The 18,181-nt window shown below is 67.7% G+C and carries 15 protein-coding genes; 11 read left to right on the forward strand and 4 right to left on the reverse strand.

Features of this window, described 5'->3' with window-relative positions:
* The first annotated feature begins 20 nt into the window (after positions 1-20).
* The 5 genes from VGK32_21115 to VGK32_21135 all read left to right on the forward strand — a co-directional run bounded on the left by VGK32_21115 (position 21) and on the right by VGK32_21135 (position 6,610).
* Complete coding sequence (locus VGK32_21115; GenBank protein HEY3384267.1) at positions 21-2,669, forward strand: valine--tRNA ligase; 2,649 nt, start codon at positions 21-23, stop codon at positions 2,667-2,669.
* Position 2,670: 1 nt separating this feature from the next.
* A complete protein-coding gene (locus VGK32_21120; GenBank protein ID HEY3384268.1) occupies positions 2,671-3,558 on the forward strand; it encodes a biotin--[acetyl-CoA-carboxylase] ligase in 888 nt (295 codons plus the stop codon).
* A gap of 5 nt (positions 3,559-3,563) precedes the next feature.
* Positions 3,564-4,361 (forward strand): type III pantothenate kinase, encoded by a 798-nt coding sequence (locus tag VGK32_21125; GenBank protein HEY3384269.1) that lies wholly within the window; start codon positions 3,564-3,566, stop codon positions 4,359-4,361.
* Between the two features lie 164 nt (positions 4,362-4,525).
* Positions 4,526-5,263, forward strand: a complete 738-nt coding sequence (locus VGK32_21130; GenBank protein ID HEY3384270.1) for a hypothetical protein — start codon at positions 4,526-4,528, stop codon at positions 5,261-5,263.
* Between the two features lie 42 nt (positions 5,264-5,305).
* Complete coding sequence (locus VGK32_21135; GenBank protein ID HEY3384271.1) at positions 5,306-6,610, forward strand: TRAM domain-containing protein; 1,305 nt, start codon at positions 5,306-5,308, stop codon at positions 6,608-6,610.
* Here VGK32_21135 and VGK32_21140 read toward each other — a convergent pair.
* From VGK32_21140 to VGK32_21155, 4 genes are all read right to left on the reverse strand, one after another.
* The gene (locus VGK32_21140; GenBank protein HEY3384272.1) at positions 6,604-7,848 is read right to left on the reverse strand and encodes a mannosyltransferase family protein; all 1,245 of its coding nucleotides are present in this window, start codon (positions 7,846-7,848) and stop codon (positions 6,604-6,606) included. The genes VGK32_21135 and VGK32_21140 overlap by 7 nt on opposite strands.
* Entirely contained in the window at positions 7,836-8,522 is a 687-nt protein-coding gene (locus VGK32_21145; protein HEY3384273.1) for a gamma-glutamyl-gamma-aminobutyrate hydrolase family protein, read from the reverse strand. Before VGK32_21145 ends, VGK32_21140 begins: the two co-directional genes overlap by 13 nt.
* Before the next feature lie 64 nt (positions 8,523-8,586).
* Positions 8,587-10,785 (reverse strand): arginine--tRNA ligase, encoded by a 2,199-nt coding sequence (gene argS, locus VGK32_21150; GenBank protein ID HEY3384274.1) that lies wholly within the window; start codon positions 10,783-10,785, stop codon positions 8,587-8,589.
* Between the two features lie 54 nt (positions 10,786-10,839).
* Positions 10,840-11,442: a molybdenum cofactor guanylyltransferase gene (locus tag VGK32_21155; protein HEY3384275.1), complete on the reverse strand. Its 603-nt coding sequence runs from the start codon at positions 11,440-11,442 to the stop codon at positions 10,840-10,842.
* Positions 11,443-11,471: 29 nt separating this feature from the next.
* Here VGK32_21155 and VGK32_21160 point away from each other — a divergent pair, with 29 nt between their 5' ends.
* From VGK32_21160 to lnt, 6 genes are read left to right on the forward strand one after another with little or no spacing between them, the layout of a single operon-like run.
* Complete coding sequence (locus VGK32_21160) at positions 11,472-12,080, forward strand: hypothetical protein (GenBank protein ID HEY3384276.1); 609 nt, start codon at positions 11,472-11,474, stop codon at positions 12,078-12,080.
* Positions 12,077-13,693: a tetratricopeptide repeat protein gene (locus VGK32_21165; protein ID HEY3384277.1), complete on the forward strand. Its 1,617-nt coding sequence runs from the start codon at positions 12,077-12,079 to the stop codon at positions 13,691-13,693. Before VGK32_21160 ends, VGK32_21165 begins: the two co-directional genes overlap by 4 nt.
* A gap of 13 nt (positions 13,694-13,706) precedes the next feature.
* On the forward strand, positions 13,707-15,050 hold the full coding sequence (locus VGK32_21170) for a nodulation protein NfeD (protein ID HEY3384278.1): 1,344 nt from the start codon (positions 13,707-13,709) through the stop codon (positions 15,048-15,050).
* Entirely contained in the window at positions 15,047-15,859 is an 813-nt protein-coding gene (locus tag VGK32_21175; protein ID HEY3384279.1) for a slipin family protein, read from the forward strand. The genes VGK32_21170 and VGK32_21175 overlap by 4 nt, the downstream gene beginning before the upstream one ends.
* 41 nt (positions 15,860-15,900) lie before the next feature.
* Entirely contained in the window at positions 15,901-16,584 is a 684-nt protein-coding gene (locus VGK32_21180; protein ID HEY3384280.1) for an SPOR domain-containing protein, read from the forward strand.
* A gap of 17 nt (positions 16,585-16,601) precedes the next feature.
* Positions 16,602-18,125 (forward strand): apolipoprotein N-acyltransferase, encoded by a 1,524-nt coding sequence (gene lnt, locus VGK32_21185; protein HEY3384281.1) that lies wholly within the window; start codon positions 16,602-16,604, stop codon positions 18,123-18,125.
* Positions 18,126-18,181 lie beyond the last annotated feature (56 nt).

Genomic DNA, 18,181 nt, shown 5'->3' on the forward strand with positions numbered 1-18,181 from the left:
CCCGTACGATCAATAGATCTATGTCTGAACTCTCCAAAGCTTTCGAGCACGCCGAAGTCGATCCGCGCTGGTACGCCTTCTGGGAGTCGACCGGCGCCTTCCGCGCCAATCCCGGTTCGGGCAAGCCGCGGTTCAGTATGGTGATCCCGCCCCCCAACGTGACCGGATCCCTGCACATGGGGCACGCGCTCAACCACACGTTGCCCGACATCATCGCCAGGTGGAAGCGGATGTGCGGGTACGACGTCCTCTGGCTGCCCGGCACCGACCACGCCGGAATCGCCACGCAAAACGTCGTCGAGAAGCAGTTGGCCCTGGAAGGCAAGACGCGCCACGACCTCGGCCGCGAGGCGTTCGAGGTCCGCGTGTGGGAGTGGGTGCGCAAGAGCCACGGGACGATCACGGGGCAGATGCGGAAGCTCGGTGAATCGGTGGACTGGACGCGCGAGCGCTTCACGCTCGACGAGCAGCTCTCGCGTGCGGTGCGCCGCGTCTTCGTCACGCTCTTCAACGAAGGCCTGATCTATCGCGGAACCTACATCGTCAACTGGTGTCCGCGCTGCCGGACGGCGTTGTCGGATCTCGAAGTCGTCCACAAGGACACGACAGGCAAGCTGTGGTACGTGCGTTACCCCGGCGCGGACGGCAGTGAGGGGATCACGGTCGCGACCACGCGGCCGGAGACGATGTTGGGCGACACGGCGATCGCGGTGAATCCGACCGACGATCGATACAAGGACCGGATTGGCCAGCACGTGCGCCTGCCGATCATCGGTCGCGATCTGCCCATCGTGGGTGACGAGTTCGTCGATCCCGCGTTCGGCACGGGTGCCGTGAAGGTGACGCCGGCGCACGATCCGAACGACTTCCAGATGGGGAAGCGCCATCACCTGCCGGAAGTAGCCGTCATCGACGAGGACGCGAAGATTACGGCCGCCGGCGGCCCGTACGCCGGGCTGGATCGATTCAAGGCCCGCGCCGCCATTGTCGAGCAACTCGAGCGAGACGGGCTGCTGGTCAAGATAGCCGACCACCAGCACGCGGTCGGCACCTGTCAGCGTTGCAGCACAGTGGTTGAGCCGCTGGTGTCCACGCAGTGGTTCGTGAAGATCCAGCCGCTGGCGCAGGACGCGATCCGCGTCGTCGAGGAAGGTCGCGTCCGGTTCCTCCCCGAGAACTGGACGAAGACCTACTACGAGTGGATGTACAACATTCACGACTGGTGCATCTCGCGGCAGCTCTGGTGGGGGCACCGCATTCCCGCGTGGTACTGCCAGGCGTGCGGAAAGATGATCGTCTCCGAGCAGACGCCCGAACGCTGTGATTGCGGGGGCGCGCTCGAGCAGGACGGCGACGTGCTCGACACGTGGTTCAGCTCCCAGCTCTGGCCGTTCAGCACGCTGGGCTGGCCGGATCAGACCGACGATCTGCAGCGATACTATCCGACCGATCTGATGCTGACGGCGTTCGACATCATCTTCTTCTGGGTCGCGCGGATGATCATGGCCGGGACGAAGTTCGCCGGCGACGTCCCGTTCCGGGATGTGTACATCACAGGCCTGGTCCGCGACGAGCGCGGCCAGAAGATGAGCAAGTCGAAGGGCAACGTCGTCGATCCGTTGGAGGTGATGGACGAGATCGGTGCCGATGCGCTGCGCTTCACGCTCACCGCGATGGCGGCGCCCGGCATGGACATCCCGCTCTCCGAGGGGCGGATGACCGGTTACCGGCAGTTCATCAACAAGATTTGGAACGCGTCCCGCTTCGTGCTCATGCACGTGGGGGAGCTCACCGCGCGTCCCGAAGTGCCCGAGGCCCGGTCGCTCGCGCTCGTGCACCGGTGGATCCTCCACCGGCTCAACGTGGTCACCGGCGAGGTGAAGGAAGCATTCACCACCTATCGGTTCGACGTGGCCGCCGACCGCCTGTACCACTTCTTCTGGCACGAATACGCCGATTGGTACATCGAGATGGTGAAGCAGCACCTCCAGGCGGAGGGCGCCGAGCGCGACACGGCGCGCGCCGTGCTGCTCGAAGTGCACGACCGCGTGCTTCGGCTGCTGCATCCGATCATCCCGTTCGTCACCGAAGAGCTGTGGCAGCACCTGCCGCGACGCCAGGAAGATGGCCAGACGATTACGCTCGCGCGCTATCCCGACGTCCGGGCCGACTGGTCGGATGCGCAGGTCGAGGCCGACATCGAACTCCTCCAGGGCCTGGTGACGACGATCCGGACGGCGCGCGCAGAACGGACCGTGAAACCATCTGAACGGATCAGCGCCAGCGTCGAGGGGGTGAGCGAGGAACAGCAGCGGATCCTGAGCGAGCAGAAGGGATATGTGCTGGCACTCGCCGGACTCACGGCGCTGGAGTTTGGCCAGGCGACGGCGAGCGACGCGCCGGGGGCAGATCTCGTCACGCGAGTGTTCAACGACCTCCGGGTCCACATTCGGATGCCTCAGGCGGACCGCGGCGCTGAAGTGGACAAACTCCGGAAGAAGCTCGCCGACACCGAGCGCGAGATCGCGAGTGTCGACGGGAAGCTGGGCAACGAGTCGTTCGTCTCACGCGCCCCGGCAAAGGTCGTCGAGGATGCGCGAGCCCGTCGCGAGAGCCTGCGGGTCCAACTCGGCAAGATCCAGGACACCCTGCGGGACATGGGAGAGTAAGGTGGGCGTCCTCTTGCCGGCCACCGTCCCGTTGCCGCACGACGTGCGCGACGCGCTGGCAATGCGTGCCGACCGGCTCCTCGGATTCGCGTCCCGGGTGGACTGGTACGACCGGGTGCCCTCGACCAACGACTTGGCTGACCGTGCCGCGGCGGCGGGCGCCGGGCACGGGTTCGTCGTCGCGGCCGAGGCGCAGTCGAGCGGACGCGGGAGGCAGGGCCACGTGTGGTTCTCGCCATCCGGCGCCGGTCTCTATGTCTCGGTCGTCCTGCGCCCCACCGCGCTGTCGCCGGGCGGAGACGACCACCCCGCCACCCTGTCCCGGACCGGACGGGGTTTCTGCCCTGCCGTGATGGCCTCATCGATCACACTGACGGCGGGGGTGGCGCTGGCCGAGGCACTCCGCGCGGCTACCGGTCTGCCGGTCGACATCAAGTGGCCGAACGACCTGGTGATTGGTCCCCGCAAGGTGTGCGGGATTCTCGCGGAGGCGGCCGCGGCCGGTGACCGTCTCGAGCACGTCGTGCTGGGCTTCGGCATCAACGTGCTACCCGTCGCATATCCGCAGGACATCGCCGGCCGCGCGACCTCCCTCGAAACCGAACTGGGACGGCCCGCGGATCGTGCGCTGGTGCTCGCGGAGTCGCTCGCGCGTCTCGCGGAGTGCCTGCGCGAGCTGGTCGAGCGCGGGTTCGACGGGCTGCTCGACCGGTGGCGGCTTCTCTCGCCGTCGAGCACGGGAACCCAGGTGCACGTGCTCGCAGCGGGAGAGTGGGAGCCGGCCGTCACCTCTGGAGTAGACGATGATGGTGCGCTGCTGGTCAGGCGCGGGACCGCCGTTCAGCGGGTGGTCGCCGGCGAGATCGGGTGGCCTTCACCGCGAGGCTGACTGACATGCTGCTTGCGCTCGACATCGGCAACACGAACATCGTCGTCGGCGTCTTCGACCGCGACCAGTTGCTCCACAGTTGGCGGCTGTCCACACTTCGTCAGCGGACGGCCGACGAGATGGGAATCTGGCTCGTCCAGCTCTTCGCCCACCGGCGGCTGGCCACCGAAGCCATCGACGGCGTCGTGATCGCCTCGGTGGTTCCCACGCTCACCGGGCCGACCGCTGACATGGCGCGGAGCTACTTCTGCCGCGAACCGCTGGTTGTGGACGCCGGCACCGACACGGGCATGCCGGTGCTCTACGACGCGCCTGGCGAGGTCGGGGCCGACCGGATCGTCAACGGTGTCGCGGCGTATGAACGACACGGGCGTGCCGGCGCGACGTCACCGGCGCAGGATGCCCGCGCGCTGATCGTGGTGGACTTCGGCACGGCGACGACGTTCGACGCCATCTCGCGCCGCGGCGAGTATCTCGGTGGCGTCATCTGTCCCGGTGTGAACATCTCGGCGGATGCGCTGTTCGAGCGGGCGGCCCGGCTGCCCAGGGTGGACGTGCGCAAGCCGGCGTCGGTCATCGGGAAGACGACCGTCGGATCGATGCAGTCGGGACTGTTCTACGGATACATCGGTCTGGTGGAAGGCATCGTGCACCGGATGCGCGCCGAGCTGGGCGACCCTGTGGGATGCATCGCCACGGGCGGCCTCGCAGAGATGATTGCGCCCGAGACGACGGTCATCGACGCGGTCGATCGGGACCTGACGCTTCACGGGTTGAGGGGGATTTGGGAGAGAAACAGGTAGCAGGTGCTGGAGGTGCTGGGGGTGCCGGAGGTGCTGAAGGTGCGGTGCTGGAGGTGCTGGGGGTGCTGGAGGTGCTGGAGGTGCGGTGCTGAAGGTGCGGTGCTGACGGCCGTCTCGTGGCGGTGGACCTTCGGCGTGCGGTGATTGAGGTCGGGGTGGAGCCGGTGATTGAGGATACCGATTCGTATTGCCGCGAGGTCGAGGCGTACTTGTGCCGCCGAAACGCGGGACACCTCGTTCGAGTGGTCGGGCCCGCGTTCGACATGGTGGCAGGGTGGGCCGCGCGCGGCATTCCGATCAAGGTGGCGCTGCGCGGAATCGACCGGACATTGGAGCGCCAGACCGCCAAGGACCCGCGACGGCGGCGCCCGGTGCGTGTCGAGTTCTGCGAGGCCGACGTGCTCGACGCGTTCGACGAGTGGCGCCGTGCCGTTGGCGTCGGCACGGCTGGCGGTGGCGGGGCGCAGCCGGCCGGCCCCGACGACCCTTCGGGAGGCTCGACGCCGAAGCCCACGCGGTCATTGCGCGCGCACCTCGATCGCGTGGCGACCCGCCTGACGGACCTTTCCGCGGCCGGTCCGCTGCCCGCCGGCCTCGACACGCTGGTCGAGCGGTTGCTGGCCGACCTCGGTGAGGATCGAGCCGCAACCCGGGTGCTCCGCGGTGACGCGAGGCGCGAGTACCTCGCGCGACTCCAACGTTTCGACGACGAACTGCTGCAGACCGCGCGGGCCGCCGTCCCGGCCGCGACGCGCGAGGCGTTGCGTGACGAGGCAAGCCGGGAACTGGCTCCTTTCCGTAGCCGCATGCCCGAGCATGCGTTCGAGACGGCGGTCGACGCCGCGTCGGACAATCTGCTGCGCGATCGTCTCAGGCTCCCCGTCGTCCGGTTCGATCCCTGACCAGGCCGGTGGCGGCGCTTCCAGTTGGCTCGCGGACTTTCTATGCTCTCACCAGGGTCCGTCGTCGAACTCGTCGTCGAGAAACCAGCCACCGGTGGTCGCATGGTCGCGCGCCACGATGGGCTCGTCGTGCTCGTCCAGGCGGCCATTCCTGGCGAACGGGTGCGGGCGCTCATCGACCGAACCGGGCAGGGTCTCGCCTACGCGATGACTGTGGAAGTGATCGAGCCGTCACCGGATCGGCGCCCCGGCCTGCGTGACTGGGCGTGCGGCGGCAACGTGTACGCGCACATCTCCTATCCGAGACAACTCGCGCTCAAGGCCGAGATCGTCGCCGACGCGTTGACGAGGATCGCCAGGCTCCCGCCGGAGCGACCGATTCCGATTACCGGATCTCCGGAACGCGGATACCGCATGCGGGCGCGGTTCCACGTGCGTGGACGGACGATGGGCTTCTTCCGCGAGGGCAGTCACACGCTGTGCGATCCGGCGGCCACCGGCCAGTTGCTCGAGGAAACCGGTGGGCTCCTCGCCGAATTGCAGGACCACCTGCTCGGCGGGCGTCTTGCCGGGGTGACCGAGATCGAACTGGCGGAGAACGTTCCGGCGGCTGAGCGCGCGCTCCATGTCGAACTGGACCGCCCGGTCACCCCGATGGGTCTCGTGGAGTTGAGCCGGCTTCCAACGGTCGTCGGGGTGAGTGCAGGGTTCGGGGCACGCGGCGAGCGTGGACGGCCGCCGGTTCGACGGACCGTGACCGCGGGCGGCACACCGTCGGTGCTCGACACGATCGATCTGCCCGCCGCGCACGTCCAACTTCAGCACCACGCGCAGGCGTTCTTTCAGGCCAACCGGTATCTATTGTCTCCGCTGGCGTCGCGGGTGGTGTCGCTCGTGCCGCCAGGGCCGGTGGTCGATCTCTACGCCGGAGTCGGCCTGTTCGCAGCGTCCCTGGCCGCATCCGGCCGGACGTCGGTGGTCGCGGTCGAAGGCGACCGTGCGGGCGCTGCCGATCTTCGCGCAAACGCGGCACCTTATGGTGCATCACTGGTGCCGGTCGAGATGGCGGTGGAGCAGTACCTCGCGACCCGTCCAGTCAGTGGGGACACCAGCATCATCGTGGATCCGCCGAGGACCGGAATGTCGAAGGAGGCGTCGTCGGCGATTGCCGGTCAGAAGGCAGGGACAGTGCTGTACGTGTCGTGCGATGTGGCGACGTTCGCGCGCGATGCGCGCAGGCTGGCCGACGCTGGCTACCGCCTGTCGCACCTCGAGGCGTTCGATTTGTTCCCGAACACGGCGCACGTCGAAGCCGTGGGAGTGTTCACGAGGCATCATGCTCAGTAGAGCTGACGCCAGGTGAAGAACAGGATCGCGGCGATGCCCTGCCCCATGGCGAATGCCGCAATCCAGGCGCCACGGCGGCGAGCCGGCACGGACGCACCGAGCCAGAGGAACACCGGGAAGAGCACGGAGGTGAATCGGCCCAGCGACGTGACGCCGCCGCTCAGCAACTGCGGCACCAGGTTGACGACAATCACCAGCACGTAGGCAGCCCCGAACCGCCGCAGCACGGGCCAGACCGCGACGAGCGCGAAAAGCGCGGCCAACTCGTTCATCGCGTCGATCGGCTTGTTCATCCAGCGCTCGAAGCCGAGGCTGTGGATCGCCTGCAGCGTCTCCACGATTGGGGCGCCCCCTCGGACAGACCGCCCCCAGGCTGACTGCGCCGCGATCCATGCGAACGGATTCCCGGTGAGCGAGTAGATGTACGCGGAATAGGCGAGCATCCCTCCGACGGGTGCGGCCACCGCGAGGAGTGTCGAGAGGCGTGGCCACGGCGGCAGGTCGCGGCTGCCGCCGGCCGGGCACGACCCGAACAGCCAGCGATGCGCGGCGACTGGCAGTCGCCGCCGCAGCATGGGAATCGTGGCGATGAAGGCGAGGACGACCGCGAGGAGGAAGCCGTTGGGACGCGTCAGTCCGCAGAGTGCTCCCCACAGCCCGGCCTTGAACGCCTGGCCCCGCCATGCATGGAAGACGGATCCGACCAGGCACAGCAGGAAGATCGATTCGGTGTAGACCGCTCCGTGGAACAGAGCGAACGGGTATGCGGCCAGGAAGACCAGCGAGGCCGCGGCCGCCTGGTCGCCCATGTGCAACCGCGCCAGTCGATACAGGTACGCGAGCGCCCACAGGAACGCCGTCATCGAGACCAGCCAGCCGGCCAGCATCGTGTGGCCACCGAGCAGCCAGCCGCCGCCGGCCATCAGAATCGGCAGTAGCGGAAAGAACACGATGCTCGTCTGCGCGCCCGTTTCACGCGGCGACCACGCGTAGCCGCGCTCGGCGATGGGCAGGTACCAGCCGGTGTCCCAACGGGCCAGCAGGTTGAAGGCCGGCACATCCGATACGGAAAAGGGCAGGTGGCTTCCGGGAAGAAAGCCGATTTGCACGACCGCGATGTAGGCCACGACCAGGACAGCGACGCGCGTCGCGGCCCATACCGGCAGCGCGACAGCGACTGGCTCGGGGAGGGCGGAGCAAATTCGGCGCCAGGACAGGCCGCGCGCTACTTCCGGCATGCCTCGATGAAGCCCTCGAACAGCGGGCGGAACTCGCCGGTGCGCCAGAAGTTCTCCGGGTGCCACTGCACGCCCAGGCAGAAGAGGGAGTTCTGGCACTCGATCGCTTCGATGACGCCGTCCGGGGCGGTTGCGGTGACCTCGAACCCCGGCGCGATTCGTTTGATGGCCTGGTGGTGGCGGCTGTTCACCGAGCAGGTCTCGGCGTCGGCCATCTTCTCCTGCATCAGCGTCCACAGCCGGCTGCCCTTGCTCACCCAGATGTCGTGGGCGATGGCGCAGGGCGGCGTCGCCACCGTGTGCTGGAGGATCCCGGTCATTTGCGCCGCGAGGTCCTGCACGAGCGTCCCGCCGGACGCCACGTTCATGACCTGAAGGCCACGGCAGATACCGAATACAGGACGCTTGGCCTCGCGCGCCGACGCGAGCAGGGCGAACTCGAACTCGTCACGATCGGGTTCAACGGCGGTCACGGCCTCGTGGCGCGCCTCTCCGTAGCGGATCGGGTCGATGTCCACGCCCCCGGTCAGCAGCAACCCGTCGATGTCGCCAATCACACGTTCCGGGCGGTCCTTGGCCGGATCGAGCACGCGCGGCTCTCCGCCGGTTCGGCGAACCGCTTCCACGTAGTCGGGCAGCGATCGGCAAGGTGCGACGCCGATGATGGGCGGCATAACAGACCTCGTGCGAGAACCCTGTGTTGGGCCCGGGATCAACCCGCGAGGCACCCGTCCGTCGCTACATGCGCGGCGGAACCGAGATGCCCATGAGATCGAGGGCTCCCGTCAACTGATTACGGAAGTAGCTCACCGCGGCTGCGCGCCACCGCCTGGCGTCGTCCCGCTCCTCGTTCAGGATCGGGAAGCGGTGATAGAAGGCGTTGAACATCTGCGCCAGGCCGAACGCGTATTTTGCCAGTACCGAGAACTCCAACGTGCGGACCGCCTGCTCGGCGACCTCGTCCAGCCTTGCCGCCTCCAGTACGAGTGCCCACAAATCGTGTCCATGGGCCTCGCCGTTCAGTTCCTGTGTGGGCAGATCGCCCAGGGGGCTCAGGAACGCCGCCTCCGTTTCGCCTTCCCGGTCGCGCAGTTTCTGGAAGATATTGTTGGCGCGCACGCAAGCATACTGTAAATAAGGTCCGCTTTCACCTTCGAAATTGAGGGCTTCATCGATGTCGAACGCGATGACCTTCCCTCGGGAGAACCTCACCATGAAGTAGCGCACGGCGGCCACGGCAATGGCTTCGGCGATGCGGCGATTCTCGTTCGGCTGCAGGTCGGGATTCCGTTTCGCCACTTCCTCTGCGGCCTTCCGGACGAGGATGTCCAGCAGGTCGTCGGCCTTCACGCCCAGACCTTTCCGCCCTGACACCTCGACGAACGGGCGAGCCGCGTCCTCGGGCGAAAGGTGGTAGCCGAGCTGGCGCGCCGTGTTGTGCGTGAGCGCGACCATTTCGTAGGAGAAGTGGACCGAGCGGTCGGCCTCCTGGGGATGGCCGATGGCCGCCAGCGCCTGCTTCAGCAGCTTCTGGAGGTAGGACTGGCGCACGTCGATGACGTTGAAGACCGCGCCGGCGCCGCCGAAGGCCGGCCTCGACGCTTCGTCCTGCGTGGCGTCTTTGCACGTGGCCCAGATCGGACTTCCGTCCGGCCGACGGGCGAAGACCCGGTAGTGGAAGTCCTTGCCGAGCAAGCCGAACTTCCAGAATTGATACGCCATGTCCTTGCCGACGTAGGTCACCGTGCCGTTCGAGCGGACGATGACCTTCTCCCGGCTCTCGTCATCGTCGGGTAGATCCAGCACGGGCGGGACGCCCGCGCCACTCCCGCCGCCGGGCGGGACGCCCGTGCCACTCCCGCCGCCGGGCGGGACGCCCGCGCCACTCCCGCCGCCCGGCGGGACGCCCGTGCCACTTCCACCGGCCGGCGGGACGCCCGTGCCACTCCCGCCGCCCGGCGGGACGCCCGTGGCACTCCCGCCGCCCGGCGGGGCGTCGGTGCCGCTCTCAGCGGGCTGGCCGTCCTCGATCGTCATCACCCAGCAGCCGTTCAACCGCCCCTGCGTCTGCAGGAAGACGGCGTGCTTCTCCTTGAGAATCTCGAACGCTCGCGCCCAGAAGTGCAGGCGCAGGATGTCGCCCTCCCATGCCAGCAGGTCGTAGTCCACATTCATCCGCGCCATCGTCAGCAGATGGCAGCGCACGATCCGATCGGCGATGAACGCGGCCATCTCCGCGATCTCACTCCCACCGTGTTCGATCGCGTGAAGCGTGTCGAGGCGAGTCTGCAGCCGGGACTTGTCCTGCTCGTACCAGTCGGCCACCTTCGCGTACAGATCCCAGCAATAGAAGTCGAACCGCGTGGTCTCTGCCAGATGCCGGACGTCGGCGAGCGTCTTGCTCTCGAGTTCGCGGAATCCGACGACGACATCGGCCACCTGCACGCCGGTGTCGTCGATGTAGTTCTGGATCTCGACCGACGCGCCGCGAAAGCGCAGCGTGCGGACCAGCGTGTCACCGAGTGCGGAGTTCCGAAGGTGCCCGATATGCGCAGCCTTGTTCGGGTTGATTGCCGTGTGCTCGACGATCGTCTTGACGGTGCCGTGTGCCGGTCGGGCTGCGACGCGGGCATCGAGCCGCGCACGCAGGAACGCCGGACGGTGGAGGCGAAGGTTGAGGTACCCCTTCGTCGCCTCGACGCGCGCGACGCCCGGAATGTCTCCGACCGCCGCCGCGATCTCCTCGGCGATGGCCTTCGGGGCCTTCCTCAGTCGCCGCGCCAGCTCGAAGGCCAGCGGCAGCGCCAGGTCACCGAGTTCGCGGGTCGGCGGATAGTCGATGACGATTGAGGGCAGCGCGTCGGCCGCGAGCCCGTAGAGTTGCTGCAGGGATGCGGCAATCCGCTCCCGGACGATGGCGTGAACTGGAAGTATCATCGCTCGATGTCGTTGCTGGTTTGTCGGCCCGCTGGCGTGCAATAATCTGTGCTGTCAGCGCTCGGTCGGACCGTCTGCCCACGTTGCAAGGCGGATGGCCTCGTCCAGGTCGCTTGGCGTGTTGACGTTGAAGAACGCCCGGCTCTCTGGCTCGATGTCGGCCAGTTCGTCGGGGCTCAGTTCCCGGACGCGCGCCGTGGCGAACAGGTCCACGACCTTCAGGTGACCTGAGTCGATCTGCCGCCGTACGGGTTCGACGAGCCGCCTCGAATAGACGGCGCACAACGGCTGCAGCCCGTCCGGTGTGCGCGGAACGACGACGTCGAACTGCGGACTGGCGAGTCCGACGAGCCGTGACACGAGCGGCCGGCTGACGAATGGCAGGTCGCACGCCAACACGAACACGTGATCCGTCGTGGCGACGGACAAGGCCGTGTAGATGCCGCCGAGCGCACCGGCGCCCGGGAGCAGATCGCCGATGACCGCAACACGTTTGTCGCGATACGGTTCGGGGTCGCCGGCCACGACGAAGATGCGGTCGGCCAGTCCGGAGAGCGTCGCGAGCTGGCGGTCGATGATCGAACTCCGACCGACATGAAGCGCGCCCTTGTTGCGGCCACCGAGGCGGCGCGCTTGGCCACCCGCAAGGATTGCCACGTCCACTTTCGTTCTTACCTTAGCAGAAAATGACCGAAGCGGGAATTGGCCGGATCCTCGTTGCCAGCCTCCACCAGGGCATTGTCGACCTTTTGCCGACGCGTCTCCCGTTCTACGAGAACTGGCTCAACTCGGATGGACTCAGGCACGGGACGATTGGCCTGGCCCCGTTCCAGGCGGTATTGAGCTTCCTGCGGCAGGAGGGCGAGGCCTACCGCCTGATCACCGAGCGTGCCGGCGAGTACGCGGGCGAGTGGACGGTGGCGTCCCAGTCGGCGGTCGGACGTTCGATGATCCGGGCGCTCCCGCGTTGGATTCGCACGCGCGCCGCGCTGCGCGTGGCGCGGCGCGCGATCCGCGACTCCTATGTCGGGACACGCGCCATCATCCGGCTTGGGAAGGGCCGCGGGACCATCGACGTGCGGGCATCGCTGTTCTGCGGTATCAGGGAACCCTCGGCCGAAGCGCTCTGTCAGTACTACGCGGCGGTCGTCGGGCGCGTCCTCGAGTTGTACACGATTCGGGGGGAGGTCACGACTGGACAGTGCCGCGCCAAGGGCGACGCCTTCTGCGTGCTCGAGCTCGCGCTCGACACGAGCCGTCCGCCGAAGTTCCCCAGCATCGTCGGGACGCCATGATTTTCTGCCGCGCGCTCTCGATTCTCACGTGCCTGCTCGGCTTGGTGGCGCCGGTGGCGCAGGCCGCAACGGGCCGGGATCAGGTTCTCGTCGTTCCCTTCGAGAACGCCCGGCACGAAGCCCGTCTCCACTGGCTCACCGAAGCGTCGGCGGTCCTCGTGACCGGCCACCTGGAGGCGCTCGGGCAGCGGGTGCTCTCACGTGATGACAGACTGCAGGCGTTCGATCGTCTCCAGTTGCCACCGGCGGCGTCCCTGAGCGAGGCGACCATCATCAGGGTCGGGCAACTCCTCGGCGCCTCGCAGGTCATCCTTGGCTACTTCACGGTCGAGGAAGGGCGGCTGACGGTGAAGGCTCGAGTGATTCGCCTGGACACCGGCCGCATGGACCCGGAGGTCGTCGATGGCGGGCCATTGGCCGACGTGTTCGCCGTCTACGAGCGGCTGGCGCGAAAGCTGGGACCGCCGGCCGCGCAGGCCGGATCGACCGGTAGGTTCGAGGCGCCACCCCTTCCGGTCTTCGAGGATTACATCAAAGGGCTGCTGGCTGACAGTTCCGCCGGGCAGGTCCGCTTCCTCGAATCCGCCCTGCGCAAGGCGCCGACGTACGACCCCGCTCGGCTGGCGCTCTGGCAGGCGTTCACTGCCAGGGGCGACCACGCCAGCGCCGCGAGTGCGGCCCTCGCGGTCGCGCCCGGGTCGGCGTACTCGGCACGGGCCCGTTTCCTGTCGGCGCTCTCGCGGATCCGCCTCAAGCAGTACGACGACGCGTTCCAGGCGCTGAAGGCGCTCCTCGACGAGTCGCCGACCGCCGCCGTGTACAACAACCTCGGGGTGATCCAGTCCAGACGCGCCCCGACGGCCCAGGCGGGCAAGGCCACCTACTATTTCAACAAGGCTGCCGAGTGGGACCGCGAGGATCCGGACTGCGCGTTCAATCTCGGCTACGCGTACTGGCTCGATCGCGATCCGCAGGCCGCGCTCTACTGGTTGAAGGAAACCGTCCGCCGCAACCCGGCCGATGGCGATGCGCATTTCGTCCTCGGCATGGCCTTGCAGAGCACCGGCGCTGCGATCGAAGGAGAGCGGGAGAAGGAACTCGCGCGCCAGCTGTCGTCCCGCTACGCCGAGTGGGAGCGCCGGCCGAACGCGGCGACCGAGCCGGTGCCGAAAGGGTTGGAGCGGCTGCGCGAGGACATCGCCGCGCCGCGCCTTGCGCTCGTGGATGCGGCGCTCGTGCCGGCGGGACTGAAGGACCAGCAGGACGAGGCGTCGTTCCACTTGGAGCGCGGGAAGCGGCTGTTCCAGGAGGACCGGGACCACGAGGCGATCGAAGAATTGAGACGATCGCTCTACCTGTCACCGTACCAGCCGGACGCGCACCTGCTGCTCGGGCGGCTGTATCTGCGCACGGGGCGCTTGCACGAATCGCTGCTTGCGCTCAAGATTGCGATCTGGAGTCGCGACTCGGCGGCCGCCCGGGCGGTACTCGGCGAAGTCTATCTCCAGTCGAAGGACATCGCCGCGGCGCGTGAGCAGTTGAAGAACGCGCTCTCGCTCGATCCTCAATCGGCGGACGCGAGACGGCTGGCAGAGAAGCTCGGCGGCAAATAGCGGGAGGTCACTGGTGCGTCAACCGGGCCCGATCGGGATCCGCGTGCTCCTGTTGCTCCTCGTGCTCGTGACCTCCGCCGGCGTGGCGGCCGTGGCGCCGCCGACGGTCCCGGTGGTCTACTCGGCCGACGTCGATGCGCTCATCCATCCCGTGTCGGCGGAGTTCATGGTGGATGCCATGGACCGGGCCGACCGCGACCACGCCGCGCTCATTGTCTTCACGCTGCGGACGCCGGGCGGCCTGCTCGATTCCACGCGCACGATCATCACCCGCATGCTCGCCGCGAAGACCCCCGTCGCCATCTTCGTCGGCCCGTCCGGCGGCCGTGTCGCATCCGCGGGCTTCCTGATCACGATTGCCGCGGACGTCGCGGCGATGGCGCCCGGGACGCACATCGGCGCCGCGCACCCGGTCGAAGGCAGCGGCGAAAAGGTCGATGAGACGATGGCCAGGAAGATGGCGTCCGACGTGGCGGCGGCCGCCCGGACGTGGGCCACCGGCCGCGGCCGGAACGCCCAACTGGCCGACGAGGCGGTCCGCGAAAGCCGGTCGTTCACCGAGCAGGAGGCGTTGACGGCCAAGCCGCCACTCATCGATCTGATCGCCCGCGACGTTCCGGATCTGATCCGGCAGCTCGATGGACGCGAGATCCGGCGGTTCGATGGCAGCCCTGTCGCGCTGCGCACCGCGGGCGCCCGCGTGGTGCCGCTCGAGATGAACTGGCGCCAGCGCCTCCTCAGCGCGTTGGCGCATCCGAACATCGCCTACCTGCTGCTCAGCCTCGGCATGCTCGGCCTCACCATCGAGTTCTGGCACCCGGGGGCGATCCTGCCGGGAGTCGCCGGCGGGATCTGCCTGCTACTCGCGTTCTTCACGTTCCAGATCCTGCCCATCAACTATGCCGGCGTCCTGCTGATCCTGTTCGGCGTCGCGCTCCTCGTTCTCGAGGTGAAGGTCCCGAGCCACGGTGCCCTGAGCCTCGGCGGGATCTCCAGCCTGCTGTTCGGATCGCTGATGCTGATGGACACGCGCGCGCCGGAACTGCGCGTGAGCCTGTCGGTCATCCTGCCGGTCGTCGGCAGCCTCTCGGCGATTCTCATCATGCTCGTGCGGCTCGGGATCGCCTCGCAGCGCCGGCAACCGACGACGGGCGCCGCCGGGATGATCGGCGAGAAGGCCGTCGTGCTGACGGAGATCACACCCGATACACCGGGACGCGTCCGTGCGCACGGCGAGATCTGGGCCGCCGTCGCCGACGAGTCATTGGCCGTCGGCGAGGCGGCGGCGGTTACGGCGGTGGACGGGCTGACCCTCACGGTTCGCAAACACGCTCCACGGGGACGAGGTGACGAATGATGGCGCTTCCGCCGGTCATGCTGTTCTTGCTCATTGTCGTGATCTATCTGCTCAGCGCAATCAAGATCCTCGCTGAGTACGAACGCGGGGTCATCTTCCGTCTCGGCAAGCTCCTGCCGCAGCCGAAGGGCCCGGGCGTGATCCTGGTCTTCAGCCCGCTCGATCGGATGGTTCGCGTCAGTCTGCGGACGATCGTCATGGACGTGCCGCCGCAGGACGTCATCACGCGCGACAACGTGTCGGTCAAGGTCAACGCCGTCGTGTACTTCCGCGTGATGGATCCGCGCCGGGCCATCGTCGAGGTCGAGAACTACCACTACGCCACCTCGCAGCTCGCGCAGACGACGCTGCGGAGCGTCCTCGGTCAGGTCGATCTCGACGACCTGCTGTCGGAGCGCGAGCGACTCAACCAGCGGCTGCAGCAGATCCTCGATCTACACACCGATCCGTGGGGAATCAAGGTGTCGGCCGTCGAAGTGAAGCACGTCGATCTGCCCCCCGACATGCAGCGCGCGATGGCGCGCCAGGCGGAAGCCGAGCGCGAGAAACGTGCTAAGATCATCCACGCCGCCGGCGAGTTGGAGGCCTCCGAGAAGCTCGCACAGGCGGCCAGCGTCATGGCCGTCGAGCCGATGACCATCACGTTGCGGTATCTCCAGACACTCACCGAGATCGCCTCGGAGAAGAACTCCACCATCGTCTTCCCGCTGCCGATCGAGTTGATCAACCTGCTCGGGCGCGCCGGGGCGTCCGAGACCGGTGGGCGGTTGGCATCCGGTGGAGCACGTCCGCAACAGGCCGCTGAATAGGGCCGGCCTGAACGGAGAACGTCAAGGGGTCACAACGCCGCATGACAGACGAGGGCTTCCACGAAATACAGCTGAACGGGAAGCAACTGATCTTCCTGTTGATGATCGCGACTGTCGTCCTCGTCGTGGCGTTCTTGCTGGGCGTCATGGTGGGCCGGGGCGTCCGGTCGGAGAAGGACCGGCTGACGGGCGACGTGCTCGCGCAGACAGCGCCGGCGACGACCGATGCAGCTGCGGTTCCGGCCCCCGCGGCGCCCCCCGCGACGCCGGTCGTTCCGCCGCCGGCGGCGTCGGCTCCGCCGCAGCCGGCTGACGAGGATCTCAGTTACTACGGACGCCTGGAAGGGCAGACGGCTCCCGCAGAGAGCCTCAAGGCCCCTGGCGGCAAGGCGAAGGTCGCGTCGGGCCAGCCCGCGAAGCCTGCGGCACCGGCGCCGACCGGTGGCGAGGCGGTGCCGGTCACGGCGGCCCCATCGTGGCAGAGTGAGCCCTCCGGCGCGGGTTGGGCCCTGCAGATTGCCGCCATCCGCGACCGCTCGGAGGCCGAGGCCGTCGTCAAGCGGTTGTCCGGCAAGGGCTACAACGTGTACGTGATGCCGCCGACCGGCAAGGGCGCCACGGTGTACCGCGTGCGGGTCGGCAAGTTCAAGACGCGGCGCGAGGCCGACACGGCCAAGCGTCGCCTCGAAAAAGAAGAGCAGTTCAAGCCCTGGATTACGCGCTAGCCCTTCTCTCCGGCGTATTGCTGGCCCTCAGCTTCCCGCGGTTCGGGCACTCGGCGCTGGCGTGGATCGCGCTTGCGCCGCTGCTTGCGAGCCTGACCGTCGTCGTGCGCCGACGCGCCGCGGCGCCACGCCACTCGTCCCGGCGAGCCTTCACCCTTGGTCTTCTGTCGGGCTTTGTGTACTTCGTCGGCACCATCTACTGGACCAGCCAGGTGATGTCTCAGTACGGTGATCTGCCCACGTGGGTTGCCGTGCTCCTGATGCTGGCCCTCGCCGCGTACCTCGCGCTCTATCCGGCGATCTTCGCGGTGGTCATCGAGCGACTCCGCCGCGCGTTCGGCCCGGCGGCGCTGCTCCTGGCACCCGCCGTATGGGTGACGACGGAACTGGCTCGGACATACGTGTTCACCGGTTTTCCGTGGGTGGTGCTCGGATACAGCCAGGCGACCGTGCTGCCCATCGCACAACTGGCCAGCCTGGTCGGGGTCTACGGCGTGTCGGCGCTCGTCGTCCTCGTCAACGTCGCGTTCGTCGCGTCGGCGCTGGCCAGCGCGCGCTGGCGGTGGTGGGCCGTCGGCGTGACGGTTGTTGCCGTGGCCGGCACGGCGCTCTGGGGAAGCGCGCGGATCGCCGATGGGGCCCTGACGAGGAGCGGCACGCCATTCCGCGTCGCGCTCGTCCAGGGGAACGTGGCCCAGGATCAGAAATGGGATCAGGCGCGCGCGGCGACGATTCTCCAGACGTATCTCGACCTCTCGCTCGGAGCGTCCGCCCGGGGTGCGCGGCTCATCATCTGGCCGGAGTCCTCATTGCCGTTCCTCTTCCAGGAGGATCCGGCGGCCGGCGATGCGCTCCGGCTGTTGGCGTTCCGGACGCACAGCTACCTCCTGTTCGGGAGCGATCAGATCGAGCGGCAATTCACGCCGCCTCGGTACTTCAACTCGGCCTTCCTGCTCGATCCGGCCGGCACCGTGGCGGGCGTGTACCGGAAGATGCACCTGGTGCCCTTCGGCGAATACGTTCCAGTCAAGAGGCTGTTGTTCTTCGCCGGGCCGCTCGTCGCGGCGGTCTCGGATTTCTCGGCGGGCGAGCAGATGGTGATGATGCCGGTCGCCGGACATCCGACGAGCACGGCGATCTGCTACGAGGTCGTGTACCCTGATCTCGCGCGCCAGGCGACGGCACGCGGCAGCCAGTTGCTGACGACGATCACCAACGACGCGTGGTTCGGGCGGTCGTCGGCACCGTGGCAGCACTTCGAGCAGGCGACGTTGAGGGCGATCGAGCAGGGACGGTATCTGGCCCGTGCCGCGAACACCGGCATCAGCGGCATTGTCGATCCCTACGGCCGCGTCGTCCTCCGCTCCGGCATCTTCGAGCAGGCCGTGCTCGTGGGGGAGATCCGCTTTCTGACCGATCGCACCGTCTACGCGCGGACGGGGGATCTCTTCGCGTATCTCTGCGCCATCCTGACACTCGGCGCCCTGCTGGTGGCCGCGCGTTCGAGCAGCGCGTGGCGGCCGGTACTGCGTGACCGTTAGCCCAGGATTCTCAGGTGTCGATGCTCGATTCTCATTTCTCAAATCTCGATTCTGAC

The organism is Vicinamibacterales bacterium, from assembly GCA_036504215.1.
GTDB lineage: Bacteria > Acidobacteriota > Vicinamibacteria > Vicinamibacterales > Fen-181 > FEN-299.

What these genes read in the sequence shown, in the direction of transcription:
- VGK32_21115 (HEY3384267.1), top strand. Translation starts at nt 21, where the DNA reads ATGTCTGAACTCTCCAAAGCTTTCGAGCACGCCGAAGTCGATCCGCGC.
- VGK32_21125 (HEY3384269.1), top strand. Translation starts at nt 3,564, where the DNA reads ATGCTGCTTGCGCTCGACATCGGCAACACGAACATCGTCGTCGGCGTC.
- VGK32_21135 (HEY3384271.1), top strand. Translation starts at nt 5,306, where the DNA reads ATGCTCTCACCAGGGTCCGTCGTCGAACTCGTCGTCGAGAAACCAGCC.
- VGK32_21140 (HEY3384272.1), bottom strand. Translation starts at nt 7,848, where the DNA reads ATGCCGGAAGTAGCGCGCGGCCTGTCCTGGCGCCGAATTTGCTCCGCC.
- VGK32_21145 (HEY3384273.1), bottom strand. Translation starts at nt 8,522, where the DNA reads ATGCCGCCCATCATCGGCGTCGCACCTTGCCGATCGCTGCCCGACTAC.
- argS (HEY3384274.1), bottom strand. Translation starts at nt 10,785, where the DNA reads ATGATACTTCCAGTTCACGCCATCGTCCGGGAGCGGATTGCCGCATCC.
- VGK32_21160 (HEY3384276.1), top strand. Translation starts at nt 11,472, where the DNA reads ATGACCGAAGCGGGAATTGGCCGGATCCTCGTTGCCAGCCTCCACCAG.
- VGK32_21165 (HEY3384277.1), top strand. Translation starts at nt 12,077, where the DNA reads ATGATTTTCTGCCGCGCGCTCTCGATTCTCACGTGCCTGCTCGGCTTG.
- VGK32_21175 (HEY3384279.1), top strand. Translation starts at nt 15,047, where the DNA reads ATGATGGCGCTTCCGCCGGTCATGCTGTTCTTGCTCATTGTCGTGATC.
- VGK32_21180 (HEY3384280.1), top strand. Translation starts at nt 15,901, where the DNA reads ATGACAGACGAGGGCTTCCACGAAATACAGCTGAACGGGAAGCAACTG.